Here is a 26,489-nt window from a genome sequence, read left to right on the forward strand (position 1 = left end):
GGCAAACTCCTTTCTGCCTGTATTTGTTCCTGAGGCTATTATAAACCCTCACATTAATGTCAGTGTCAACAGCAAAAAAAGCCCGGATATATTCCGGGCCGTGCAGTTGCGGAGCGAAGCGCGGCGGATCGCTGCACGCGCCGCCGCTTGCGAAAATCATGCTTTTTGCGGGCTCAGCCGCAGCGGCCGCTTCCGTCCGTTTGCTCTTGCGATTCAGCGATGATGTGTTTCATCGAAGGGACTTGGCGGAGCAGCTCCAGAGTCCGGTCCTTCCGGTCGGCGGCCAGCGAATAGTAGATCCACTGTCCTTTTCTCGTCTCGCTCACCAGTCCCGCATCCTTCATCTTCCGCAAATGCTGCGAAATGCTCGGCTGGGACATTCCCGTTATATCCACCAGATCGCAGACGCAGAGCTCCCGTTCCCGCAGGAGGGCGAGAATCGTCAGCCGGGTTTTGTCCCCCATGAGCTTAAACGTGTCGGCCAAACTTTGCAGTTGTTCCATCCCTTTAAGCTCCTCCCGTATTTGTATAGGCTTACATAATTATAAAATGCAATCCGCTCCATGAGCAACCGTGCCCCTTCCCCTACGAAGCGGGAGCGGGCCGTCCGTTAAAACCAAAGCAGCCTGCCGGAGCAGACTGCCTGAGTGCTTGCTTATTTGTATTTGCGCCAATCCATCTCACTGTTGGCCAGCAAATGTTCGAAATTGTTGTCCAGCCGTTTCTGCTCGGCCTTGCGGGCTTCAGCCGCTTTCCGCTGCTCTTCCTCGCGCCGGTTCGCCTCGTCCGCTTTCATCTGGTCGGATTGTGCCTTCAGCTTCTCGATAACCTGCGGATTCAGCAGGTCTTTAAGCGTAGCGGGCTTATCCGTATCGGCCGCACGCGGCGCAGGGGCGGGTCTTTTCTTCTTCCCCATCACTCATCACCTCGGTTCCCACATTATAGCAGGTTCGCGGGCCGTATTCCAGCCTCCGTGCCTCCTTGCGGCACAGGCGGAATGCCTGCCTTAAGCGCCGGCGGCGTAACTTCCTTGAACTGTCCGCGGCTTCCTCCGAAGCAGCTTTTTTTCTCCTTTCGGCTCCATAAACGTTATCCTCCATTGCCGGCATTCATCCTTACACTTTTTTACCACTCTATCACATGCCGGAGGGCTTATCTTCCGGATTAGGTCTCCGAACCGCGTTTTCCGTCCCGCAGTTTCCTTTCTTCCCGCTAAATGTAAGTAAAGAAAGCTCCTTCCGGTCATACTAAAGGAACCAAGCCCGCAAGGGAGGATGTGACGGCCCCATGTCTGATTTTACCATTCGCAGTTATGACGATTTTAAAACTTACTGCTCTCTCGAGACCAACCAGATTCAAAGCAAAATCATCGGGATACCGGGAGAATCTTACGAACTGTTTTACCTGGACCAGTTGATCGACAAAGATATTCTTCACCGCGACATTCTCCATCCGCTACTGGAGCTGGGCGGGGGCCTGGGACCGGATGAGCTTCTCTCCTATTTGCCCGTTGGGGGCGGCAAAAAATTAGAGGATTGGGGGGAGATAGCCTCCCTGATGCTCGCCGGCTGGATTTACGTGCATCCGGCGTCTTTCGACAAAGGTGTGGTCCTTCAGGCCGACCATTTTCCGGGACGAAGCTTGACGGCCGCCGAGAATGAGAGCCAGATTTTCGGGCCGCAGGTCAGTTTCGCGGAATCACTCGACCAGAATATGGCTCTGATCCGCAGCACCCTGAACGATCCGCGGCTCAAAACCGAAGCGTTCGTTATCGGGGATCAAACCAAATCCCGCGTACTCATGTGCTACATGGAAGGCCTCAACAACCATGCGTATACCCTGACGCTCCGCAAAAGGCTGTCTAATCTCAAGACGGACGGCATCCTGGACAGCGGTATGCTCGCCAAGCTGCTTGAAGATAATCCCGACAGCATCTTCCCGATGTATTTCCTGACGGAAAGGCCGGACCGGACAGTCGGCGCCCTTCTTGAAGGCAAAGTAATCGTACTCGCGGGAGGCAGCTCCCGGGTCATGATCTGCCCTTCCACGTTTATCGACTTTTTTAAAGCCGAAGAAGACCGCTACGTGCATTGGCAGATGTCGGCTTTCGTATTCACGCTGAGAATGTTGGCCGTCTTCTTCTCCATGCTGCTGACTCCGCTCTATGTGGCCGCGCTCACGTTTCATTACGAGATGATTCCGTCTGCCCTGCTCGACCCGCTTTCAAGCTCCAGAGCGAAGGTTCCGTTCCCTCCCTTGTTCGAGGCCCTGCTGCTTGAATTCATCATTGAGCTTCTGCGGGAAGCGGGCGCCAGGCTGCCGACCAAAGTCGGCCAGACGATGGGTATCGTGGGCGGTATCGTCATCGGGCAGGCTGCCGTGCAGGCCGGATTCACGAGCAACCTGCTCATCATGATCGTCGCGCTCGGCGCGCTGGCCTCCTTCACCTCCCCGGGGTTTATGATGGGCACGGCCATCCGGATTCTCCGCTTCCCGATGATCCTGATCGCCGGGTTCTGGGGCGGGGTCGGCATCGTCATCGGCGTATCTTTTCTGCTCATTCATCTCCTGAGACTCACGTCGCTCGGCACGCCGTACCTGAAGCCGTTTTATCCGTTTGACAGCTCCGAATTTACCGAATTGTTTATCAGACGGCCTTACGGCAAATTCATGGACAACCTTGTCAAAACCTTCTCTTCCCAAGCCCGGAAAAACAAAGGGGACGACTCTCAAACCCCGGATAACAGACAAAAAATAGATTTGTTCGAACAATTTCAAGAAGAAAACTAGGTGACTGACATGAACAGCTATCCGGAATCTCCCCACACTTCACTGCGCGCTTACCTGCTTTTCTTTATCATTACAACAACGCAGATAGGTGTGGGAGGAGCCAGCTTTCAGCGCAAAATTTACAAAATAGTCGGCCAGGATTCATGGGTTACCGTCCTGCTCGCCGGACTGTTCTGCCATCTTGTCGTCTTGGCCATGTTCTCTTTTCTCAAAAAATACCCCGGCAAGGATCTCTACGGCATACAGAAAGAAGTTTTCGGAAAATGGCTGGGCGGCGTTCTGTCCTTCCTCTATGTGGCCTACCTGACACTCATTGCTTTGACGATTATCCGGAATTATGCGGAAATCGTGCAGACGTGGATTTTTCCGGACATGCCGCCCTGGTTCCTGGCCTTTATGATTCTTTCCCTCACTTTGTACGGTGTACTCGGAGGCATCAAAGTAATTACCGGAATCGGATTTATAAGTATTCTGATCCTAACCTTCGAGATGCTGCTGTTGTACTATCCTCTCCAGTATGCGGATTGGGGATATCTGCTCCCCGTCATAAGTCATTCTCCGCAGGAATTTTTGGAAGGAACGAAGGAAATTTCCTTCTCGGTTGTCGGTTTTGAACTGCTGATGTTTGTTTTTCCTTTTATACGGGATCCAAAAAAAGCACCGAAATACGCACATTTCGCTATTGTGTTTACGACGGCTACTTATCTCATTTACATGCTGACGGCGCTTGTCTATTTCAGCGGAGGACAGCTTATCCACACCATTTGGCCGACTCTGACTTTGCTGAAAATCGTGGAATTTCCTTTTATCGAGCGCGTTGAATATATAACGGTTTCGCTCTATCTTATCGGAATTTTGCCGAACGTGATGCTGGTTGTGTGGTCCGCCTCCCGCGGTATACCGAAAATAAGCCCGCTGAAAGAAAAAGCGTCCCTCTATCTCGTAATCGCCATTTTGTTTGTGATTTGCACGCTTTTCAGCAGCAGGCTTGAAATTAAGCAGTTGAACGCCGTTTCCGGAGAAGTGAGCATGTACATGGCTTTTGTGTATCCGCTCCTGCTGGGCATCATCCTTTTCTTTAGAAAAAAGATCGTACGGACTGCGAACGGAGGTGATTCCCCGTGAAAAAAAGGCTGCTCTGCCTGTTGGCCCTTGTGATCGTTTTGGCTCTGACAGGATGCGTGGAAAGGCGTGTCTTCGAGAGAATCGGTCTTGTGGTGGCACTTGGTTACGATAAAGGCCCCGACAGCCGCCTCAGCGGCACATCCGTCATGTATACCCTGGATAAGGAATCCGGTCACCGGGCTACGATTCTGTCCAACCAGGCTTACACGACCAAGAAGTTGCGGGAGGACCAGAACCGCAAATCCTCCAAAAAACTGATGCTGGGCCAGCTGCGCGTCGTCTTGTACGAGGAAGCGATCGCCCGTGACGGGCTGATCGATCTCGTCGATTCTCTGATCCGCGATCCCTCTATCGGCACGAAAATATATCTGGGAATCAGCACCGAAAAAACCGCCGATCTGCTCCAGCATCCGTATAAGAGCATCAGCAATATCGGGACCTACCTGTACGACACGATTAAACAAAATGTGCTGGAAGGCCAAATTATTTCGCCGACGCTCCACGAATTTCTCCGGGATTTTTACTCCGCGGGCAAAGATGCCGTCCTTCCCGTTTTTATCCGGAAGGGCGAAACAATCGCCTCTGAAAAGATGGCATTATTCCAATCCGATAAAGTTGTCGGAATGCTGTCCAACAGCGACTCCGCTTATCTGAAGCTGATCCGCAACCGATTCAAAGCCGGCACTTTCGAACTGAAGCTGGACAAGAAGAGGCTGGAGCCTTATTTAAAAGAAAATGCCGAGGACCGGCGGGAGCATATTCATACGGTTGTCCGGATTGTCCATGCCAACCAGGAAATCCGCATGACGGACCGCCGCAAGCCTGCTTACGAACTTAATATGAAGCTGAAATTTGTTCTGGAGGAAATTTCGGCGGGGATCAATTTAACCGAGACCGAAGTGACGCGCACGATCGAGAAGCTCGTAACCGAGGAATTTACGAAAAAAACGGAAAACGTGCTCGCCAAAATGATCGAACTGAAAACGGATCCCGTCGGCTTCGGAGAGATTTACCGCCAGTCGCTTCGAGGCAGTACGCTGACCAAGAGTGACTGGCATGACAAAATGTCTTCCATGTCCGTCGATGTCCATCTGAACATGGAGCTCCTCCGCACGGGGGTTGTGGAATAAAGCCGGATACCCAAAGAGCCGCATACCCCGCCCGGCAGAAGCGCGGCGCACAGCTTCGCTGCCAAAAGCAAAGAGAACGCCCCGTGGGCGTTCTCTTTGTCGTTGACGCGTCTAGGGTCCGGATTCCGTTAATGGCCGGAATGAGACATGCCAGGCATGTCGGTTTTGCCCGTACCGGAGTCCGTGCCGGCTGTGCCTGTGCTTGTGCCGGAACTACTTCCGGTACCGCCGCCCGCCGCGGCGGGCTGGTCACCGGCAGCCGGCATGCCGGACATGCCGCCGTGACTTCCGTGTCCGCCCCCGGTCTTGGAGACGATTTCGAGCATCGAATCGATCTCGCCCTGGCCCGCGGCCGAAATCGAGCGCTCGTCTCCCGTCAGCCACGCGTGGTTGAACGGGCCCTCGACGGGAGACTTGTCATACTTCGGCTGCACGGACATCAGGTAGGCCATGACGGAATCCGGCAGCTTGTCCTTCTCCGTCCAGATGAGAGGCGCGTGCTTGCCCAGATGCGAGAAGGGGGCGGCAGCCAGGGCCAGGCCCGGGTTCTCCTTGCTGATCAGCGAGAAGTTATGGCCCGGCGTCGTGATTCCCCAGCCGAATCCCGTCGCCGGGTCCTTGTACTTGGCGAACGCGATGCTGTTCTCGACGGGATCCTTCCCCGCTATCCGGACGACTTTGCCGTATTCGCCGAGCTGCTTCTCGACGGCCCCGGAAATGACGGAATCCGGGCCGAGCAGGTAGATGTTGGCTTTGCCGCCCCGCGTTTTCAAGGCGTCGATCGTTTCCTGCGGAACTTGATCCTTGCTCACGTAGAGCAGAGGCTCGGGCATATGGGAGATCCAGTTGACGGCCGGCATCGTGTATTCCTTGCTCTCGCTGGAGCCGACGATAACGGAAGGCGGGGTTTCCTTCGCAACCTTCGCGTAGTAGGCATCAATCGCTTTCGCCGCCGCCGCGGGGTTGTGCGCCGGGATCTTGTCCGTTTTCAGTCCTAATTCTTGGGCCTGTTTTTCTACTTTCGGGTCCATATTTCCGACGAGAATGGCCTGAACGCCTTGATTGGACGCGACACCCGCCGGTTTCAGTCGTTTCAGCTCCCGCACGGTCACATCCGGAATGCCGTCCTTGTTGACGAAAAGCACCGGTCCGTTGTTGGGATGGTGAATCAGATCCGCGCTCGCGAGAGCGGCCTGCCATTCCTCGGGGTTGACGAGCACGACGCCGCCGGGGCGGTTGTCGTCGCTTGTGGCCATCCACAACGTGCGCGAGGTGAGCGCCGCCGCTTCGTAAGGATCGCTCGAATTGATGCGCGTCGTGTTTTTGGACGCGATCCAGGGCGCCTTCGAATCGTTCCCCCCGCTTCCCGCCATCACGGGCTGAGCCGTCGCTCCCGTACCGGCCGTGTTATTGGAAGGATTGCCGAAGCAGCCCGAAAGAGCAAGCGATGCGGTCAAAATAATCATCCCTGCGCCTATCCGTTTTTTCATTTTACGTGTGCCTCCTTCACAATTCTGAATGGTTCTAATGATCAGTTTACCCATCAGTTATGAAGAACCTGTGTAGGCGAGGCACTCTCAACCGTAAAAAAGTTAAACGTTTATTCGGCCGCCGTTTCCTGCTCTGCCAATCTCACCGGCATACTTGCCGGCGGCTGCGCCGCGGAAAGAGTAATCAGGAACACCGCTCCCCGTTCGTTGAACGCCGATACCCGGCCTCCATGCGCCTCCACCAGCTTGCTGACGATGGCAAGTCCGAGACCGCTGCCTCCGGACCTGCGGTTGCGCGACTTGTCGCCCCGGTAAAAGCGCTCGAAAATATACGGCAGATCGCTTTCCCGTATACCCGGCCCGGTATCTTGGACGGTGATGAGCACCTTGTCTCCCGCACGCCTGCCTTTGAGCGCCACCTCCCCGCCCGGAGGCGTATAGGTCAAAGCGTTGCTCAGCAAATTGACCAGAATTTGCGTGAGCCGGTCAGGGTCGGCATCGAGATACACGCTCCGGGGAGCACCGACGGTGAAGCGGATCTTTTTTTCCAGAAAAGCGGCGGACATGAAAGCCTTGACCTTCTCCATCACGGTTTCCAGCGGCACCTTCGTCCGGTTTAGGCGGAATACCGGCGAGTCCAGCTCGTTGAGCTCTTCCAGCTCGTTAATGAGATCGGCCAGACGGACAATCTCTTCGTAACACGAATGGATGCGCTCCGGCGTCGGCTCCCAGATACCGTCCTCCAGCGCTCTCATGTGGCTTTTCAAAGTCGCGAGGGGCGTGCGGAGCTCGTGGGCGATATCCTCCGTCATCGTGATGCGGATCTTCTCCAGCCTCTGCAGCTGCTCCGCCAGCTCGTTGATCGAACGCCCGAGCTCCGCCAGCTCGTCGTCTCCGCCCACGGCGGTCCGGCTGTCGAGCTGGCCTCCCGTCATTTTCTCGGCGACGGCCTTCATCTCCACAAGAGGAGCCGATACCCGCTTCGCCACGAAGAAACCCATGCAGGCGGCCAGCACGATCGAACCCAGGAACGTCCAGAGCACCGATTGCATGATCGCCTGTTCCAGATGCGTATTGAGCCGGGGCATATCGTGCATGGCACCGTCGGCCTGGTTCATGTACATCGTGATGTGATAATGCGTGCTGATCAGAATGGTCGCCGTCGAGATGATCAGAATTCCCGTAGCCATCGCGACGATCATGACGGCAAGCCGGACATGCAGCTTCTTCTTCACTTGATCTCACCCGAGAAACGGTATCCCGCTCCGTAGACCGTCTGGATGTAGACGGGATTTTTCGGATCCTTCTCGATTTTCTGACGGATGTTCTTCACATGCTGATCGATGGTCCGCACGTCTCCGTCATAGGCGTAGCCCATAATTTTCTCGACAAGCTCGTCCCGTGCAAAGCTCCTTTTGGGATAACGGGCAAGCGCGATCAGCAGTTTGTATTCGATAGGCGTCAGGTTTACCGGCTCTCCTTCGCAGAACACGACCTGCCGCAGAGAGTCGATCTCCAGATGCCCGTTCTGAAAAGAAACGCGGTCCGCCAGCAGCTGGCTGTCGTCCGAACGGCGCAGAACGGCCCGGACGCGTGCCACAAGCTCGCGCGGATCAAATGGCTTCGTCAAGTAATCGTCGGCTCCCAGCGAAAGACCGTAAATTTGATTATTTTTGGACGCTTTGGCCGTCAGCATCAGCACCGGAAGGGCATCGCTCCGCCGGATTTCACGGCATACCTGTTCCCCGTCCATATCGGGCAGCATCAAATCCAGGACGAGCAGGTCGGCGCCTCCATGCCGGACAATGTTCAGCGCTTCTTGGCCGCTGCCCGCTTCGGCGGTCCGGAAGCCTTCTTTTTGCAGATAAGATACGATCACTTCCCTGATTTTCTCTTCGTCATCCACTACCAGAATCGTCTTCAGGGCAGATTCCCCCTTTAGTTGGCGTTGCCGGATTCGGGCCCTGCCGGGCCCTATTTTACTTTACCTGCACAATATGTAGAAAAGATGTAGACGGGCTGGAAATTCCGCAGCTTTTAGAGGGATCAGGCACTCCCAAGAAGATTATACCTCCCGCTCCAGTGAGTTGCGAATCGGGGAAGCCGGTGGCCCGGTTCTACCAACCCCCTGCAGGGAGTGCCGCCAGCCGATTTTTCGTACACCACAGCCCGCTCGGCGAAAAAAAGAAAAGCCGCATGACTGCGGCTTTGAAATAGATTGCGGCTTACTTATCTGAGCTGCTTTGCGTAAGCCTTGGCCGCATCGTTAACGGCTTGCAGTCTCGCCTCCCTTAACGTAGGAAGGAAAGTTCTTGCCGTCTTTGACAACGCGGATATAAGCGCTATCGGCGGTAAGAAGCTGAGAGGTCGAAGGAATATAGTAATATGCCGTATCCTTATCTTTAAAAATCGCCGCTCCGGCAAGCTCTTCGCCGCCGGCAAGCCCCGAATCGGTGCCTTTATACGTGATCTGCTTGGATTGGCCGTCCAGATAAGTGACGATGAAATGCGAATATGTCTCCATCGGATTGTTGTCCACCTCATCGAATCCCGTCTGGAGAGGCTTGCCGAGCAAAATTTGAACCTGCCGGCTGCTCATCCCGGTCGTGAGACCGTTCAGGGCGAAGGCACCGTTGTCAACGGTCACTTTCAGCCGGCTTGCGGCCGGTGTATCCGACTTAAGTGAATCCGCATACGCTTTCGCGGCCGCATTCACCGCTTTCAATTCGCCACCCTGCACATAAGAAGGGAAGTTTTTGCCGTCCTTGCGGACATAGACGGTGCTGTTCGCTGCCGTCAGCAGCTCGGAGGTCGCCGGGAAATAATAGAATGTCGTGTCCGCATTCTGGAATACGGCCGCTCCGCCCAAGTCTTTTTTGGCTTGCAGGAGTTCCCGGTCCGCGCCCTTAAACGTGATCCGGCTCACTTTTCCCTCATAATACGTGACGACGAAATTTTTATAAACCTCCTCCGGATTGCCGTCCGCTTCGTCTTTACCGACCGCGAACGGTTGGCCGAGCAGCGCGTGGACTTCCTCCGTCGTTTGGCCCGCCGCCAATCCGTTCAGGATAAATCGGCCGTTCTCCGCTTTCACCTGAAGGGTATCGTGGCGTTTGCCGTATTTGCCGTTTTTTTCGAAAAGCCGGTCGATAATGACGGCTGCCTCCGCTCGGGTCAAATTTTGACCCAGCGCCAGATCGGTATCGGTTCGGCCTTGAAGAATACCGTTCTTCCGGCTGATGTCTGCCGCCGTTTTGTCGTCAACCGCCTTGGACCGCAGGGAAGGCTCTATCACGCGGCTGACGATCCGGGCAAGCTCCAGCCTGGAGATCGGCCTGTTCATCTGCTCCTTTTTCACGCTGCCGTCGATAAAGCCCTTGTTCTGCATGGCTTCCGTAAAGTACGGCTGCCACCAGCCGCCGTTCGCAGCGTCCTTTGCCGTAAAGGCCGGGTTGTCCGTCATCACAACCATTTTAATGAACTGAGCCCACGTAACCTGGCTCTGGGGGGCGAATTCACGATCGGCGATGCCGTCGATGACATTCATCTGGTACGCGTTGATGATGCTTTCCTGTGCCCAGGCTACATGGTCGATATCTTTAAAAAGCCAGTGAGCCTGCGTGGTCGAAGTCAGCGAAAAAAGAAGAACGCCTCCGGCCGTCAGTACGGTTGTCCATTTTCTTATCTTTTTTATCCGTTTCATCCTTCATCCCATCCTTTGTCGTTCAATTTGCGGATCACACATCCGGAAATGCGGCGGCGATACGGGCGTCAAGCCCTTTCCAGAAAGCGCCGATGCCGGGTTTTGGATCGCCGATGATGCTTTCCCCTTTTTTGCCTGGGGTATAAATAACATCCTTGTTCGCGTCGATGACCGTCAAATACTCTTTTACGATGGCGGCCGTCTTCGAATCCGGGCTGTTTTTGACAAGCTTCACGTAGCTCTGCTTCACAAGCGGAATGAGCTTCATGCCCGGCTCTTCGATGGCCTCGTAGCGGTAGCCATGAATATATTCGTGCAAATATTCGCTGTAGAGAGCCAGCATTTCTTCCGCTTTAGGCCCCTTTGGATAGGCGGTCAAAAACTTCTCCGCGGCCAAGGTACGCTCTCCAAGTGCATCGCGGGCTATTTTCAGGCTGGCGTCGGAACGGAAAGGCGTCTTGTTCTCCAGCGACTGGATGGCCAGATACGCTTTCAATTCGTCCGACACGTACGGCGCATAAGCTTTGTTAAGCGCTTCATAGTCGACTTTCCAGTAATAGCTGCCCTCTTTATCGGTCAGCTGGAGTTTGGCCTCCGTCTGATTTTTCAGCCACTGCTTCAATGTATCGTCGTTCACGATCTTGTCGAAATCCGCGGGATAGCCGATTTCGCGCATGTTGTCCGCCGTGCCCGGCTGGCTCATCATTTCGGAAAAACTGGCGTTCAACCCGGGCAGGTGAGTGTCGTAATAGTTCTGCAGTTCGATAAACAGTTTATCCGCCGTCGTTTTATCGGCTTTGGGCATGTTCTCGTCAAGGAAAGCCGTGACTTCCCGCGCTTCTTTGGCTTGGGAAATTTTCAGCTGAAACTTGGCGAGGACATTGCCGCCTGCGGCCGCTTCGGTGCCCGGGGCAGCCGGCTGGGAGGAGCCCGATCCGGATGGCTCTTTTACTTGAACATTCCCCTCCGGGGAGCCGCACCCGGTCAGCAGGGACGCGGTCAACAGGGTGCATACCGCCGCTTGTTTGACTAGGTTCGCTTTCAATTTCTCTTCACTCTCTCTGTGTCTGATTCCTTATTTCAATTGATAAAGGGTCGTGAATAATCGCTCCGCAGTCTCACCGGGCAGAAATTCACTTACCGCAAAGGAGGTTCCCGAAGGGCTCCATTCAATGTCACTTGTTACATTGGGCTTATAGGAGACGGGAATCATCCGTCCCGAAGCCTCGTTCATCACGTAAAGTCCCGTCATTCCCTGATCCGGGCTGAAGACGGAGAAGGCGAGCCGGCTTCCGTCCGGTGACCAGGAGAGCTGCTGCAGGAGGCGCCCCCTCGCCGCCGGCTTCTCGCTGCCGCCCCGTGCGGCATCGGCCAGGACGAGCGTCTTCTGATCGGGACCGGTCACGGTGACGAGGGCGATCCGCTGCCCGCCGGGAGCTACGGCGAAGTCGGAAACTCCGCTCCGGCTCCAGATCCGGGCAGACCCGCCGCCCGTTTCCGTCACGGTCAGCTCCCCATCGCCGCTCAGCATATACAGCCTGCCGTCTTTTATGGCGGCTTTAACGATGCCGGACGGCACGTCTTCGTGTTCTACGGCCGTCATTTCGCCGTCTGTGCCGAATCGGACGAGCCGGTTATTCGGCTCCGTCAGCACAGCCAGATACGACTCCTCATCTATCCAAGCTCCAAGGAGTTCCCGGGTTTGAGGCCCGATCCGGATGACCCGGCCGGTTTCAAGATGGTATATATCCGCCGTTCCCTCATAGCGGTGATACACCCAGGCATACTTGCCGTCCGGGGCCATCTGAATCCCTGTCGCTCCCTTTATCCCCGTATCGCGGGTTTTGTCTCCGGCAAGATTCCGGAACTCCAAAGTGGCGCCGACCGGGGAATCGCCCGGGATGCCGATCAGTTCGCCCTGCGGGCTCCAGCCCATCGCATAGAACTTGTCGAGATGCCGGATTCCTGCCAGGACGGTATCCCCGTTGTTTCCAGAGGCCGGCGGATCCACAACGGTCACTGACGGGGAAGGCGAACTGTCGCATCCCGGGGCGGCTGCGAGCAGGAACATCATTCCCGCCCATACGGTGAGCCGCCTACCGATTGTACCGAGCTTCAGAATGATGTCCTCCTTTCAAGCTCTGTTTAGACTATACCCCTCAAAGTTTTCCGCAAGATTTCAACTTGTTTCGAACTTGTAAATGTTTACGCAAAACTTTTCACCTTTGCCCTGCCTGAAAAGTCACGATAAACGACGTTCCGCCATCGGCGGGGTGTTCGACCCGGATCTGCCCCTGCTGCTTGTTTACAAGCTGCTTGACGAGCGACAGCCCGAGACCGCTGCCTCCCGACTTCCTGGCCCGGTCCTTGTTTACCGTATAAAAAGGTTCGAAAATCCGTTCCCTGCGGTCTTCCGGAATCCCGAGGCCCGTATCGGTGAACTCAACTTCAAGCGCGCATACCTCCGTAGTCCGGCTGCGGATCAGAACGGTGCCGTCCTCGACGTTATATTTAATGGCATTGTCCAGCAGATTAAGAAAAATCTGAATCAGGCTTTCGCGGTCCGCCCACACTTCCGCCGGAACGAGTTCAAGGGAGACGGCAACGCCGAATTTCTCCGCTTTCCCTTTCATCCGGGAGGCAAGATCCTCCAGAAGGAGATCGATCCGGAGTTTCTCCGGCTGCTGCTCGAATTCATACTTTTCCAGCGCGGCCAGCTTCAGCACTTTCTCGACGAACTCATAAAGCCGCACCGCTTCTTTATCGATAACGTCCCGCGCCTCCCGGACCAATCCGGGATCATCCTCGTACATATGAAGCAGATCCGTGTAGGCCCGGATGGAAGTCAGAGGCGTTTTCAGTTCATGACTGATGTTGTTGATAAACTGCTGCTGTGTACGCAGACTGCCCTGTAAAGCCCGGCTCATATCGTAAATGCCGTCGCTGAGCGAGCCCAGCTCGTCTTTGCGCCGGAAGGGCGGCGCGCCGATAAAATCACCCATACGGATGTCGTCGGCCGCTTCTTTCAGCCGCCGGATCGCCTTCGCCTGGCGGTTCATATACAAGAGACCGAGGACGAAACTGAGCAGCAGGACGGCGCTGCCCCCCATAAGAAAGGAATTTTGCAGATTCCGGTAAAACGCGTTCTGGGCCGCCAGCGGCACTTGAAAATGAAGAACGCCGATTTGTCCGTCCGGACCCCGCACTGGCGCCAGATAATCCTCCGTATCCCCCAGTACCTTGTAGACGATCTTGTTGTTCAGGGCATGGGAAAGCACGCCGCTTACGTCGGGGGATTCAGCCATGGGAAGCGAATCTCCCGCTGCGGCGCCCGTCATATCGTAGAGCAGGACCCTCATGCCGCTCGCCGCTCCGATTTCGACGGCCAGATTTTGTCCTTGAAGCTGCATAAAGGTTTGAGGATCGAAGCGCGTCCCCGTCACATACTGCTGCCCGATCCGGTTATTCGCGATTTCCGCCTGCCGGTTCAGTGTCTTCTCCATTTCTTCTTTCTGATACCTGTGTACGCCGGTCAGAACGAGCACGCTGAGCACGCCGACGGCGAACAGAAGAAGCGCGGCAATGAACAGCGCAAACTTCCATTTCAAGCTTATTCGCATGGCACTTCCCCGACCGCTTTGTATCCCACTCCGTAGACCGTCTGGAGCACGTTCTGATACGTCTCGCCAAGCTTCGTTCTCAGTCTTTGGATGTGAATATCGACCGTGCGCGTTCCGCCGGCATAGTCCATTCCCCATACGAGATCCAGCAATTCTTCGCGCGAGAACGCTCTTTTTAAATTCGAAAGCAGCAGTGCAAGCAGATCGAACTCCTTGGGGGTGAGGTTCAGCGCCTCCCCTTTCAGGCTCACAAGCCTCTGCTCGGGGTGCACACTCAGTTCGCCGATCTTCAAAACGGAGAGCTCTTCGCCCTTTTCGCTTTTATCCAGACGTCTGCACAGCGCCCTTACGCGGGCAATCAGTTCCCGCAAATCGAACGGCTTCGTCATATAATCGTCCGCGCCCAATTCGAGCCCGAGAATTTTATCCACAATGTCGTTTTTTACGGTAAGAAGCAAAATACCCAGGTTTTTGCGGTTGTCCAGCTTCCTGCACACTTCAAAACCCGTCAACCGGGGCATCATGACGTCCATGACCAGCACATGAGGCCGGAACGACTCTGTTTTACGGAGCGCTTCTTCCCCGTCCGCGGCCGTTTCCACGATAAATCCTTCCCGTTTGAGGCCGTATGCGATTGCGCTGGTTATCGTCTGTTCATCATCTGCAACAAGTATTTTGTAGTCCATGCCGTTCCTCCGTTTTCACTCCGAACTTTTCTCCATATTATACACGACCAAGCTGCTCCCGCACGTCAGCAAGATGTAACCTTGGAGAAATCCGTTCCGGCCCTACAGCAGCAAGAGGCACATATATCCAACCGCCGGATCGGAACTCTTGAATCCGGGAGCCGCCTTGCGGCTGTACATGCTTACCCGTGCGTAAAAAAAGAAAAACCGTGACCGCAGGCAGTCAAGGTTCTTAGTGGCGGAGCTTCGCAGACCGAAGCGGGAACGGGTTATTTCCCCGTCTCCTCGGGCGTGCTTAGGATTCCGCAGGATCCGGGATACCCGTCGTTTTCTCTCATCTCGTCCAGATGCTCGCGCATTTCGGGATCGCCGGGAAGATCGGCCGTCAGTTTGACCGGGGGCTGCCTGAATTCCACGCGGCCTTTGGGATGCTTATCACTCATCGCTATACTCTCCCTTCGCTTGTAAAAAAGCATTCATTCTAGTTTTCCTGGCCCGTAAAAAACTATACGGGAAAGCAACTCCGGCTTCTTTCAGAGGCGCGCGAATCCAAGCACCCGAGGCACTGCGCGCTTATCCGCATCCGACACAGCCATGATTAAACCCGGCATCACCGCTGAAAGTCCACAAATCCTGAAGGCGCAATAAAATAATTTAGAAGCCGACCAACGGGATGGTCGACTTTTTTTGAATTCTGGAAATTCACGTGGAATGACTAGGTCCGGTTTCCGCCTTACGCAAATACGCCCCCGTTATCGAATGCTCGGCAGCAGCAAGCTGGGCAGGGGTGCCTTCGAATACAATTCGGCCACCTCGTTGGCCGCCCTCGGGACCCATGTCAATGATCCAATCCGCGCTCCTGATCACATCCAGGTTGTGTTCGATGACAACCACCGTGTTGCCCCCGTCGACCAAGCGGTTTATAATGTCCATCAGACGGGAGATATCGGACATATGCAGCCCGGTTGTCGGCTCGTCCATGACATATAGCCTTCCTTCCTTGTGAAGTTCCCCCGCCAGTTTGATCCGTTGGCATTCTCCGCCCGACAAGGTGCTCAGAGGCTGGCCCAGCGTTACGTATCCGAGTCCCACATCCTCAAGCGTCTGCATTTGACGGAGCAGTTCCTTCCCGCTGAAGAACACCGAAGCTTCCCGTACCGTCATAGCGAGGACGTCGCTGATGGATTTTCCGTACAGTTTATACTGCAGCACTTCATCGCTAAACCGCTTGCCCGCGCATATTTCACATATCGTCCTTACAGGCTCGAGAAAGGCCAAATCCGTGTAGATCATCCCGAGACCCTGACAGTTGGAACAGGCTCCCTTGGAGTTGAAACTGAACAGGGAAGCGCTTACCTTATTGGCTGCCGCGAACAGCCGGCGGATCGCGTCCATCATCCCCGTGTAGGTAGCCGGATTGGAGCGGATGGACGTGCCAACGCCCGTCTGATCAATGACAATCGCTTCCGGATGCGACGGCAGGAATGCTCCGTTGATCAGCGTACTTTTGCCTGAGCCGGCTACTCCAGTTACCACGGTCAGCACACCGAGGGGTATATCGACTGTCACATTTTTCAGATTGTGCAGGCTGGCGCCGGCTACGGTCATCCGACCCTTGGGCACCCTGGTTGAAGTTTTCAAGGGCAGACTTTGCTTCAAGTACCGTCCTGTCAAGGTATCCGCGCGGAGCAAGCCCGCAAAGTCGCCTTCGTAGACGATTTCTCCGCCGCGGGTTCCCGCATGAGGTCCGACATCGATGATGTAATCGGCGATCTCCATGACTTCGCGGTCATGTTCGACGACAAGTACGGTATTCCCTTTGTCCCGGAGCTGGCACAGCATGCCGTTCAGCCTATGGACATCCCGCGGATGCAGTCCGACGCTCGGTTCATCGAAAATGTAGATCATATCGGTAAGACTGCTGCTCAGATGCTGGACCATCTTGATGCGCTGCGACTCCCCGCCCGACAAGGTTACGGTTTGGCGGTCGAGACTCAGATACTCCAGCCCAATAGAGACCAGATGGTTCAACCGTGTGAGAATACCGTCAATCATCGGACCGGCAACGGGATTCCGAATGGCTTCAATCATACGGATTAGCTCGCCAATCTCCATAGCCGCGCACTCTGCAATGTTGTAGCCGTTAATCCGGCAGCCTAATGCCGCTTGATTAAGCCGGCTTCCCCCGCAATGGTTACACTCGTTATAGGAAAGAAAGCGGTCAAGGGTTTCGCGCTTGGCATCTGACATCTCGCTGCTGTCCCGCTTTACATACAGTCGTGTGAGCTTGGGCAGCAGACCTTCATAATCCGATTCGATATCGCCGCCTTTGGTGCGGTATACGATCTTGCTTTCTTTGCCGTGGAGTAGAGTATCCCATTCTGCCGGCGTATAGTCGGCAAGCCGCTTGTCGTTGTCAAACAAGCCGGAATGGGTATACGTATTCAAGTACCAGCTTCCCACTTTAAATACGGGGAATAGGATTGCACCTTCATTCAGCGACTTGGACCTGTCGAGCAGCTTATCCACATCAAACTGCACCACCTGTCCGACTCCGGAGCATTCCGGGCACATACCGGCCGGGTCATTAAACGAGAAAACATGTGAATTTACAGCCAAAGGTTTACCGATTCTGGAGAACAGCAGCCGGAGCATCGCATAAATATCAGTGATCGTGCCGACCGTCGAACGGGAGTTGCCGCCAAGCCTTTTCTGATCGATCACAACCGCCGTAGACAAGTTCTCGATGAGATCGACATCCGGTTGACTAACCCTGGGAAGCCGATTGCGGATGAATGCGGAAAACGTCTCGTTAAGCTGTCGCCGAGCTTCGGCGCTGATAGTATCGAAGACCAGGGAAGATTTTCCCGAGCCCGAGACACCGGTGAAGATCGTAATTTTTCGCTTCGGGATGCGGATATTCACGTTTTTTAGATTATTCTCGCGTGCTCCTTTGATTACAATATCATTGACATTCATAGACTTCACCTCGGATCTCTATTCACTAAGATTTTCACAGTATAACTGCAGAATCATGACACCTATTGTCATGATTGGACGAATGCTTTCCGTGCGAATAAAGTTTGTTTGACACCTGGAGGGCTAACGATGGTGCTGGACAAGCCAGAGCAAACGCTGCGAAAATAAGGTTTGACTGAACCCGATAAAGAATAAAGCGGCGGTCGAAGACCAGTGAATAAAGTCTTAGACTTGCCGCTTTTAATATAAAACGATTGATTTTATGATTAGAATGTGCAATATGATTAGTTTTCGTTAAAATGATAAATGAGTTGTACAACACCTGAGGAGAACGTTCTCGTATGAACCAATTTTAAATTCAACCTCTGTTTTATATCCACAAACAGCGGTTTTCCTTCTCCCAAAACAACAGGGTGAACAGATAATCTAAATTCGTCAAGGAGTCCTAAATTGATAAAAGTTGTAATCAGACTTGCTCCACCATAGAGCCAGATGTCTTTGCCAGGCTTATTCTTTAATTCATTTACTTCTTCAAGAATACGATCATTTATAAATATTGCTTTATTATCCGTCCCCTTTCGCGTCCTGGAAAACACATATTTCTCTTTACTGTGAACCAATTCCCAAAATTCTTTTTCAAAATCCGTATGTTCAATTTCCGGAGTAAATTGTCCCCATAAATCATAGCTTTTTCTTCCATATAAAATTGTATCAATTTGATTCAGGAAATTAATAAACCCCATCTCAGAGTCCATAATGCACCAATCGACTTCCCCATTTCTCCCTTCAATAAAACCATCTAAAGTAACCGCTAAATCTAAAATTATTTTTCGTTTCATGATTTATCATTCCTTTCAGTGATCTACCACCCATTTTAGACCTTAAATATGTCACCTTGTGTCATATTAATTCGGGGTGAATAGCGGAAAGTAGGTTGTAGGAAAAGAGCATTCCCGAAGAGATCCACGCCGCCGCCATGGGGGGACGGAACCTACGCGTCCCTCGGCTTGAGGTCAGCATCAGCAGCCCGACTATGCCCCCGAAGCATCGGCCCGCCGGACAGGAGGCCCCAGTAATCCGCGGTTGACATCTATGCCCTCCCCGCCTATGCTTGAATCATTGAGAACTTTTATCAATGGAAAAGGAAGGTGCAGTCATGCCTACAGATATGAAGCTGACCGAAGCAATCAGCGGGCGGAGATCCGTCGGAAGAATGAAAGACGAACCGGTTCCCCGCGAAATCATCGAGGAGCTGCTTGAAGCGGCCAACTGGGCCCCGAGCCACCGGTGCACGGAGCCTTGGCGCTTCTTCGTCATGACGGGCGACGGGCGCGGCGTCCTCGCCGAAGCTTACGCCGATATCGCGGCCGAAAGCTCGGACGCTTCCGGCGAGGCGCTGGAAGAGCTGCGTGCCAAGCAGGGGAGCAAAGCCTACCGCGCTCCCGTCATCATCGGCGTCGCGGTCTCTCCCTCCGAAGATCCGGCCGTTAACCGGATGGAGGAATTCGCCGCAGCCCACTCGGCGGTGCAGAACATGCTGCTCGCCGCGCACGGGCTGGGGCTTGCCTCCATCTGGCGGTCCGGGGACCCGATGTATCATCCCCGGATGAAAGCGGCTTTCGGCTTGCAGGAGAATGACGAGATGGTCGCCCTCGTCTATGTCGGCTACCCGCAAATTGCGCCGCAAGCCGGCAAACGCAGCCCCGTACAGGACAAAACCGTCTGGATCACGGAAGGCTCCGCGGCCGCGGCCGAGTAACGGGCGTATCCAGCCGGAGGAAAGCCCAACGGTCCTGCGACCGATTTTACGGGCTGAAACACGCGGGAGAACTTGCCCGTTTCCGGGTTCCAATACATGCGCATCCCGCACCGCGAAGAGTTCCTAGTACACGTTACTGGGCGCCACATGACGGCAGTCAATCAAGAATACCAACACTGGCAAAAAGATCCGGAGCCTTTACGGCTCCGGATCTTTTTGGGTTTTATCGCTTTGCCGGGTCCTCTCCCGCTGCCTCCAGACGGTCGCAGTAAATATGCATCGCGTCTTTCAGGAAAGCGGCAAGTCCGGTCCCGTGCCGGTCAATGTTGGCCGTAAACCGTTCGTCTGTGACATACAGGTCGCCGAGCCCCCTGAAAATTTCCGGCGTGCACTCGTAAAAATGGCCGGTAATCCACTCCCGGAGTTCCGCCGCCGCTTCCTGCGCCATAGGACTTGACGGGCCCTCTTCCATTGCGGCGGCCGCTTTGGCATAAATCCGTCCGGACTGCCCCATAATATCCGCCCACTGTTCTTTGGTATAGGAACCCGTGCGTTTCTCGACGGCTTCCACTGTTTGATTTCCATACTTTTCGCGCGCTTCGGCAGCAAACTTTTGTTTATGCTCTTCCAGCGGAGTCCGGTCGAAGCTTTCGAATAATTGTTCTTTTCTCATCGGAATACCTCCCTCGACAGAAGCGATCGTCCTGTCCACCGTATCGATGATGTCTTCCAGCCGCTTTTTCTTGCGGAGAAGCAGTTCCTTGTGTCCGATTAACGCACGTTTACGGTCAAAATCGGGACTCTCCAGCATGATCTTGATCTCCTGCAGCGCAAAGCCTATTTCTTTAAAAAACAAAATTTGCTGGAGTCTTTCCAAATTCCGATCCGTATACAGCCGGTAACCGGCGGCGTTAACCGAGTCGGGTACAAGCAGGCCGATTTCGTCGTAATGATGAAGCGTGCGTACGCTCACGCCCACCAGATCCGCCACTTCCTTTACCTTATACGCCACAACATCACCCCATTATGAACTTTACACTATCCCGTTACGTGAGGGTCAATCCTGGTTTTCACCTATTTCCATCTTCTCATCCAGCATCAGAATATCGCGGATTTCCTGTTCCGTCATCGTGGACACCGATTCTTCCCCCGGACGGATCACTTCCTCGATAAGCGTGCGCTTTCTCTGCTGAAGCTGGAACATTTTCTCCTCGACTGTGCCTTGGCTGACCAGGCGGATCACCTGCACCACTTTCTTCTGGCCCATCCGGTAGGCACGGTCCGCAGCCTGCTGTTCGACAGCCGGATTCCACCACAAATCGTACAAGATGACCGTATCCGCTCCCGTCAGATTAAGTCCGGTCCCTCCCGCTTTCAGCGAGATGAGGAACACTTCTTTCTCCCCTTCGTTAAAACGGCTGCATAGCTCGACCCGCTCGCTGCCCTTCGTTTTGCCGTCCAGGTAAAAATGCGGCACTCCTTCATAGCCGAGCTCGCGGGAAATAAGACCGAGCATTTCGGTGAACTGGGAGAAAATCAGCATCCGCTTGCCTGCGCTGCGGCATTCTTCGACAATCTCCAGCAGCTGCTCGAACTTGGCCGAGCTTCCCTCGTAGCCGTCGACGAACAATGCGGGATGGCAGCAAATCTGGCGGAGCCGGGTCAAGCCGGCCAGGATGCGGATGCGGTTCTGCTGGAAGCTTTCTTCGTGAAGATGCTTGAGCGCTTCCTGCCGGAGCTTCGCCAGAAAAGCGGTATACAGCTTCTTCTGTTCCGGCAGAAGCTCCGATGCCTGCACGGTTTCGATTTTGTCCGGCAGTTCCTTGAGCACGTCGGTTTTCAGCCTCCGCAGCAGAAACGGCCTGGATCTCCGCGCTACCGCTTCCCGGGAAAGCTCGTTAAACGCCTGACGGGCCGGGAAAAGCCCCGGAAAGACCGCGTCGAAGATCGACCACAGCTCTTCGAGCTTGTTTTCTACCGGCGTGCCGGTTAGGGCGAAGCGGTAAGCCGCCCGGATTTGTTTAACGGCATGGGCAGTCTGCGTCGTGTAGTTTTTGAACATCTGCGCCTCGTCAAGGATGAGTGTATGGAACGATTCTTTTCCGTAAAGATCCGTGTCCCTCCTCAGCAGCGGGTAGGACGTTAGAATAACATCCGCCCTCGTTCCTTTGCGCAGTGCGCGGCTTCGCTGCGTCTTGGTCCCGTCGGCGATAACGACGCGGATTTCCGGCGCGAATTTTTCCAGCTCGTGAAGCCAGTTGTACACAAGGGAGGCCGGGGAAACGATCAGAGCGGGCAGCTTCTTTTTACGGATATCCGGCAGAACGGACACGAGAAAGGCAATGCTCTGAATCGTTTTGCCGAGTCCCATATCGTCCGCCAGAATTCCGCCGAAACGGTAATGGGCCAGCGTTTTCATCCATTGGTAACCGAATTTCTGGTAATCCCTCAGTATGGGGGAAAGCCGCTCCGGCACCGGGAAATCCAGGTTGTCCGGATTCCGCATATTTTCCAGCAGACGCCGGAACGACTTGCCGAGTTTAACGGAGACTTCCTCTTTCCCGCGTGTCGGACAAGTGCATGCCGCGGGTAACCGGCAGACGGAAGCCCGTATCCGTCATATCGCCTTTTCCGGCTCCGGCTTCGTTCATCAGCGCGATAATTTCCCGGAACTCGGCGCTTTCCAGCGGCACAAGGGAGCCGCCCGGCAGCCGGTGATACTTTCGCTTTATCTGCATGGACCGGATCAGATCCCGGATTTCCGCTTCCGGCAGACCGAGCAGCTCGAATTTGAACTCAAGCCAGTCCGTACGCTCGTCCACTTCCACCGTGATTTGGGGCGGAAAGCCGGTGTACAGCCTTTCTTTTACGGCCGAGGTCGCATAAATATCCAGCATCCGCTCCAGCAGGGGAACGGTATGATAGAGGAAATCATATTCCGCTTCCTCGTCGTCCCAGAAATAACCGCCTTCCGTTTTGGCAAACGAGTTTTGTTCCATGAGGCGGATGATCGTTTCTTCTTTCTCGGTGTCCCGCATCACAATATAGTCGGTTCCCCGCTGCAGGCCGGCTTCCTCCAGCGGGTTCAGCACCACATTGCCGTAGTGGAATTCCAGACCCGCCAGCAGCCGGTCCCTGACCCGGTCCAGGTACAGCTTGGCCTTAAGCGGTGTCTGGTAAATCCGGTCCGACACGGAGGGGGCGATCCTGACCTGTCCGAGCTTCATCAGTCCGGGGACTACTTTCTCCATGAACGGCTCCATCTGGCCGGGCGTAATGGTAAGCCGGTTCCGGTGAGCCGTCTCCATGAGCCGCTTCAGCTCGGCAAGCCGTTTGCCGTGGTGATCGGGCAGCTTCATCAGCTCGCCTTCGTACAGGACGATTCCGTATGCTTCCATAACCGTGATGCGGTCCAGCCCCTCTACGTCCATCCGGTAGCCGCCCGTTTCCGAGCGGTCAAAGTCAAACGAGAGCGGAAGCGGCTCTTCCGACATCCGGATGCCGTCGTAAACGCCTTCCGCAAGCTCCAGCTTGACCCCCGGCGCTTGAGTCAGCAGCGGCAGCAGGGATGTCCACGAAAACGGCGGAATGGGCAGCATCCGCTCCCCTCCCGGCAGCGCCTTCGCGGAAGAGCCGGGCGAATAGCCGGTCTCTCTGTACAAGTTTTCGTTCTGATAAATCTTGATCAGCTGCCGCAAAATCTGATCGTGCTCCTGCCGGAAACCGTGGAGATCCGGTTCATACGTGAACACCCTGGAAAATTCGTAAGCTTCCCTGCGGTCGAGCCGTTCCATGAAATCTCTTATTTTTTGTACGATATATAGCCGTTTCGGTCCGGTTTTCAGTTCGGCGGCGAACATGACTTTACGGAATCCGTAGGTGATGGGCCGGATCACGATTTCCAGCTCCAGCATGTCCCGTTCATCCCGCGTGAACCGGGTACTCCCCGGCCGCCGGCTCCCCCCGAACAGTCCCAGCATGCTGCTCGTCAGTTCGGTGTCATAGGGGGACACTTCCCCCTCCTCGGCAGACTCAGCCGATCCCTTGGAAGCGGCCACGCTGTCAGCCGGGCTTTCGGAGGAACGGGCAAGCAGAGCCGCTCCGGGAAAGTCCTTGTCATTCCGGCTGGAATCAAGCAGCTTGAGCAGCACGGCCGCCGTATGCTTGCAGGGCTGTCTGAAAGAAGGAAGCGACGGGCATGTACATTCCGCGTCGATGCCGCCGCCGGACTGTACGGTCACTTTGACAACGTAGCTCTCGCGGTCGTCCACGGCCGCTTCCACACATTGCAAAACGGGGTCATGGTAGGTAAAAACAACTTTTCCGGAGCGGTTCAGCGCCTCTCCTTTATCGTAAGCGGTCCGGCCGCATAACAGCTGGACCGCTTTGCGTGTCAATGCAGAACTCATCCGGCACTCCTTTCCGGCAAAAAAACCTCTCTATTTTTGTCCGTCCCGGTTCGGACGTCGCGTCCTCTTATGATACCAGAAAGAGCGGGAAAGAAAAGAAATAGCCTTCCCGAAGCTTCATACGCTTCGGAAAGGCTCTTTACAAGATTGCCGCGGCTCCCGTGCAAGCCATTGACCGCCATCATACGACGCTGAGTACCGCTCGCCGGGTGCTTAACGCAGTGTACGGAACTGAGGGTGGGCGGCACTCGCCGTTCACGCGGACTGTTTTGCGGCCGGACGGGCCGGGCCGGCTGCCGCGAGAGACTTACAGCTTGACCCGCTGCAGTCTCAGCGCGTTCAGCACGACGGACACCGAGCTGAGCGCCATGGCGGCGCCGGCGATCCACGGGGCGAGCAGGCCGAGCGCGGCGACCGGAATGCCGAGCGTGTTGTAGCCGAGCGCCCAGAACAGGTTCTGGCGGATGTTGCCCATCGTTCTGCGGCTCATATAGATCGCGTCGGGAATCGAGTTGAGATCGCCGCGCATCAGGGTGACGTCCGCCGCCTCCATGGCGACATCCGTACCGGTGCCGATCGCCATGCCGATATCGGCCTGCGCCAGCGCCGGAGCGTCGTTGATGCCGTCGCCGACCATTGCCACCTTCTTGCCCAGGGCCTGAAGCTTCTTCACTTCCTCGGCCTTGCCTTCGGGAAGCACCTCGGCCCTTACCTGCTCGATCCCGACTTGACGGGCAATCGCCTGGGCGGTCCGCTCGTTGTCGCCGGTGATCATGATAACTTCGATGCCCATTGCCTTCAGGCGGGCAACGGCTTCTTTCGACGTTTCTTTGACCGTATCGGCGACCGCCACGAGTCCGCCGTAGCTGCGGTTAACCGCCACGAGCATCGCCGTTTTGCCTTCCTGCTCCAGCCGCGCCATCGTTTCGTCCGCGTGCCCGGCGTCCACCTCGTAGCGGCTCATCAGCTTGCGCGTTCCCGCCAGAACTTCCACTCCGTCCACGACGGCACGGATGCCGAAGCCGGGAATGGCTTCAAACTCGGACGAAGCCGGTACCTGCACGCCCCTCGCCGCAATGCCGCTTACAATCGCTTCCGCCAGAGGGTGCTCCGAATTTTTTTCCGCGGCGCCCAGCAGCTCCAGGAACCGTTTCTCATCCATCGAAGCGGTCAACACGTCGGTAAGCTCCGGCTTGCCTTTCGTCACGGTTCCCGTTTTGTCCAGAATGATGGCGTCGATTCTATGCGTGGATTCCAGATGCTCTCCGCCTTTGAAAAGAATGCCGAGCTCCGCCGCACGTCCGGACCCCGCCATAATCGACGTCGGTGTCGCCAATCCTAGCGCGCATGGGCAGGCTATGACGAGGATCGCGATCGCTTTTTCCAATGCTCCCGCAAAATCACCCGGCGTCACCCAGAAATACCAGACTACAAACGCCGCAAGAGCGATACCGACGACGATCGGTACGAAAATGCCGGATATAACGTCAGCCACGCGCTGGATAGGCGCTTTGGAACCTTGAGCTTCCTCGACCACTTTAATAATCTGGGCCAGGGCGGTATCCTTGCCGACTTTGGTCGCCCGGATTCTCAGGCTGCCGTTTTTGTTGAGCGTCGCCCCAATGACCGGATCACCAGCTTTTTTGCCGACAGGCAGACTCTCGCCGGTCAGCATTGACTCATCCACCGAAGAGCTGCCTTCCAGCACTTCCCCGTCCACCGGTATTTTCTCGCCGGGTTTGACCAGCACGATATCGCCCGCGATCACTTCTTCGACCGGTACCGCCGCTTCTTTTCCGTCCCGGATCACGAGCGCCGTTTTGGCCTGAAGCCCCATCAGCGATTTGATCGCTTCCGAGGTGCGGCCTTTAGCCAGCGACTCGAAAAGCTTACCGAGAAGAACGAGCGTAATCAGGACCGCACTCGTTTCGTAATACATTTCCGGCCCGTGGTGAACGTTTCCGCCGTGCCTTGCCCATTCCACGGTCAGATAGAGACTGTAGAAATAAGCCGCGGAAGTTCCGAGCGACACCAGCACATCCATGTTGGCGCTTTTGTTGCGCAGAGCTTTATAAGCTCCCGTATAGAACTGGCGCCCGATATAAAACTGTACCGGAGTGGCAAGGGCCAGCTGGAACCACGGGTTCATAAACAAGTCGGGCAGCCAGACCCATGACATGAAGGTGAAGTGACTGACCATCGACCAGAGCAGCGGCAGGGACAAAATCGCCGAAAGAATCAGCTTGCGCTTGTGCCGCTTAAGCTCCTCCTGCCTGTGTACCGCCGGGTCCCCCTGCTCCTGCTTGAGAAGCGCTTTGTAGCCGAGCTTCTCCACTTTGCGTTGCATATCGCCGGGAGTAACCTCTCCAGACTGATATTCGACATGAGCCGTTTCCAGCGCAAAGTTGACGGTCGCTGACGTGACGCCCGGCATTTTGCCGAGCCCTTTCTCGATCCGGTTGGCGCAGGCCGCGCACGTCATGCCTTCGAGTTGAAAGTCTACGGCTTCTTTCACGGTGCTGTAGCCCAGCTTGCTGATTTTTTCTTCCAGTTGATTCGTATTTACCCGGGAAGGATCGTAAGTGACCGTCGCGCGTTCCAATGCGAAGTTTACATTAGCCGCCTGCACGCCTTCGATTTTGCTCAGCCCTTTCTCGATCCGGTTGGCGCAAGCCGCGCAGGTCATACCCGCTATCTGCATGTTGGCCTGTTTCGCCGCCTCTTCACCGGCCGCTTTCACATGTGCCGTCATTTCGAAACACCTCTTTCCGCCTCAGTATCCGCTTGTTTTATAAGAT

General features: G+C 55.2%; 19 protein-coding genes and 1 pseudogene. 4 read left to right on the forward strand and 16 right to left on the reverse strand.

The annotated features are described in order from the left end of the window. Positions 1-173: 173 nt before the first annotated feature. Both ABC395_RS15365 and ABC395_RS15370 read right to left on the reverse strand, forming a co-directional pair. Positions 174-503 carry an ArsR/SmtB family transcription factor gene (locus ABC395_RS15365; protein ID WP_413004405.1) on the reverse strand — a complete coding sequence of 110 codons (330 nt, stop codon included), beginning with the start codon at positions 501-503 and terminating at the stop codon, positions 174-176. A gap of 152 nt (positions 504-655) precedes the next feature. Beyond that, positions 656-916 (reverse strand): YqkE family protein, encoded by a 261-nt coding sequence (locus ABC395_RS15370; protein ID WP_413004407.1) that lies wholly within the window; start codon positions 914-916, stop codon positions 656-658. Between the two features lie 371 nt (positions 917-1,287). On the opposite strand from ABC395_RS15370, the gene ABC395_RS15375 reads away from it, so the two are divergent. Genes ABC395_RS15375 through ABC395_RS15385 form a run of 3 tightly spaced genes read left to right on the forward strand, consistent with a single transcriptional unit; the run spans position 1,288 to position 5,045 of the window. After that, on the forward strand, positions 1,288-2,790 hold the full coding sequence (locus tag ABC395_RS15375) for a spore germination protein (RefSeq protein ID WP_413004409.1): 1,503 nt from the start codon (positions 1,288-1,290) through the stop codon (positions 2,788-2,790). A 9-nt stretch (positions 2,791-2,799) separates the two neighbouring features. Next, positions 2,800-3,915: a GerAB/ArcD/ProY family transporter gene (locus ABC395_RS15380; RefSeq protein ID WP_413004411.1), complete on the forward strand. Its 1,116-nt coding sequence runs from the start codon at positions 2,800-2,802 to the stop codon at positions 3,913-3,915. Next, a complete protein-coding gene (locus ABC395_RS15385) occupies positions 3,912-5,045 on the forward strand; it encodes a Ger(x)C family spore germination protein (RefSeq protein ID WP_413004413.1) in 1,134 nt (377 codons plus the stop codon). Before ABC395_RS15380 ends, ABC395_RS15385 begins: the two co-directional genes overlap by 4 nt. A 128-nt stretch (positions 5,046-5,173) precedes the next feature. Here ABC395_RS15385 and ABC395_RS15390 read toward each other — a convergent pair whose 3' ends face one another. From ABC395_RS15390 to ABC395_RS15440, 11 genes are all read right to left on the reverse strand, one after another. Further along, positions 5,174-6,535 carry a cell wall-binding repeat-containing protein gene (locus ABC395_RS15390; RefSeq protein ID WP_413004415.1) on the reverse strand — a complete coding sequence of 454 codons (1,362 nt, stop codon included), beginning with the start codon at positions 6,533-6,535 and terminating at the stop codon, positions 5,174-5,176. A gap of 110 nt (positions 6,536-6,645) precedes the next feature. Beyond that, on the reverse strand, positions 6,646-7,770 hold the full coding sequence (locus ABC395_RS15395) for a sensor histidine kinase (RefSeq protein ID WP_413004417.1): 1,125 nt from the start codon (positions 7,768-7,770) through the stop codon (positions 6,646-6,648). Beyond that, positions 7,767-8,459, reverse strand: coding sequence for a response regulator (locus ABC395_RS15400; RefSeq protein ID WP_413006755.1), 693 nt, complete (start codon positions 8,457-8,459; stop codon positions 7,767-7,769). Before ABC395_RS15400 ends, ABC395_RS15395 begins: the two co-directional genes overlap by 4 nt. A gap of 342 nt (positions 8,460-8,801) precedes the next feature. Beyond that, complete coding sequence (locus ABC395_RS15405; RefSeq protein ID WP_413004419.1) at positions 8,802-10,238, reverse strand: S-layer homology domain-containing protein; 1,437 nt, start codon at positions 10,236-10,238, stop codon at positions 8,802-8,804. 34 nt (positions 10,239-10,272) lie between these two features. Beyond that, positions 10,273-11,283, reverse strand: coding sequence for a hypothetical protein (locus tag ABC395_RS15410; protein WP_413004421.1), 1,011 nt, complete (start codon positions 11,281-11,283; stop codon positions 10,273-10,275). Between the two features lie 30 nt (positions 11,284-11,313). After that, positions 11,314-12,312: a hypothetical protein gene (locus ABC395_RS15415; protein WP_413004423.1), complete on the reverse strand. Its 999-nt coding sequence runs from the start codon at positions 12,310-12,312 to the stop codon at positions 11,314-11,316. 145 nt (positions 12,313-12,457) lie between these two features. Next, positions 12,458-13,858, reverse strand: a complete 1,401-nt coding sequence (locus tag ABC395_RS15420; RefSeq protein WP_413004425.1) for an ATP-binding protein — start codon at positions 13,856-13,858, stop codon at positions 12,458-12,460. Further along, on the reverse strand, positions 13,849-14,544 hold the full coding sequence (locus ABC395_RS15425) for a response regulator transcription factor (RefSeq protein WP_413004426.1): 696 nt from the start codon (positions 14,542-14,544) through the stop codon (positions 13,849-13,851). The genes ABC395_RS15420 and ABC395_RS15425 overlap by 10 nt, the downstream gene beginning before the upstream one ends. 269 nt (positions 14,545-14,813) lie before the next feature. After that, complete coding sequence (locus ABC395_RS15430; RefSeq protein WP_413004428.1) at positions 14,814-14,987, reverse strand: hypothetical protein; 174 nt, start codon at positions 14,985-14,987, stop codon at positions 14,814-14,816. Positions 14,988-15,246: 259 nt separating this feature from the next. Beyond that, positions 15,247-17,523 (reverse strand): ATP-binding cassette domain-containing protein, encoded by a 2,277-nt coding sequence (locus tag ABC395_RS15435; protein ID WP_413004430.1) that lies wholly within the window; start codon positions 17,521-17,523, stop codon positions 15,247-15,249. A gap of 284 nt (positions 17,524-17,807) precedes the next feature. Further along, positions 17,808-18,362 carry a dihydrofolate reductase family protein gene (locus ABC395_RS15440; protein WP_413004432.1) on the reverse strand — a complete coding sequence of 185 codons (555 nt, stop codon included), beginning with the start codon at positions 18,360-18,362 and terminating at the stop codon, positions 17,808-17,810. A gap of 317 nt (positions 18,363-18,679) precedes the next feature. On the opposite strand from ABC395_RS15440, the gene ABC395_RS15445 reads away from it, so the two are divergent. Continuing rightward, positions 18,680-19,282, forward strand: a complete 603-nt coding sequence (locus ABC395_RS15445) for a nitroreductase family protein (RefSeq protein WP_413004434.1) — start codon at positions 18,680-18,682, stop codon at positions 19,280-19,282. A 223-nt stretch (positions 19,283-19,505) separates the two neighbouring features. On the opposite strand, the gene ABC395_RS15450 is transcribed toward ABC395_RS15445, so the two are convergent. From ABC395_RS15450 to ABC395_RS15460, 3 genes and pseudogenes are all read right to left on the reverse strand, one after another. Then, complete coding sequence (locus tag ABC395_RS15450) at positions 19,506-20,294, reverse strand: MerR family transcriptional regulator (RefSeq protein ID WP_413004436.1); 789 nt, start codon at positions 20,292-20,294, stop codon at positions 19,506-19,508. Between the two features lie 45 nt (positions 20,295-20,339). After that, a pseudogene (locus ABC395_RS15455) lies at positions 20,340-23,691 on the reverse strand (SNF2 helicase associated domain-containing protein). A gap of 307 nt (positions 23,692-23,998) precedes the next feature. Beyond that, positions 23,999-26,443, reverse strand: coding sequence for a heavy metal translocating P-type ATPase (locus ABC395_RS15460; RefSeq protein WP_413004437.1), 2,445 nt, complete (start codon positions 26,441-26,443; stop codon positions 23,999-24,001). Between the last annotated feature and the right edge of the window lie 46 nt (positions 26,444-26,489).

This window comes from Paenibacillus canaveralius (assembly GCF_047238265.1).
In the GTDB taxonomy this organism is placed as follows: Bacteria; Bacillota; Bacilli; order Paenibacillales; family NBRC-103111; genus Paenibacillus_F.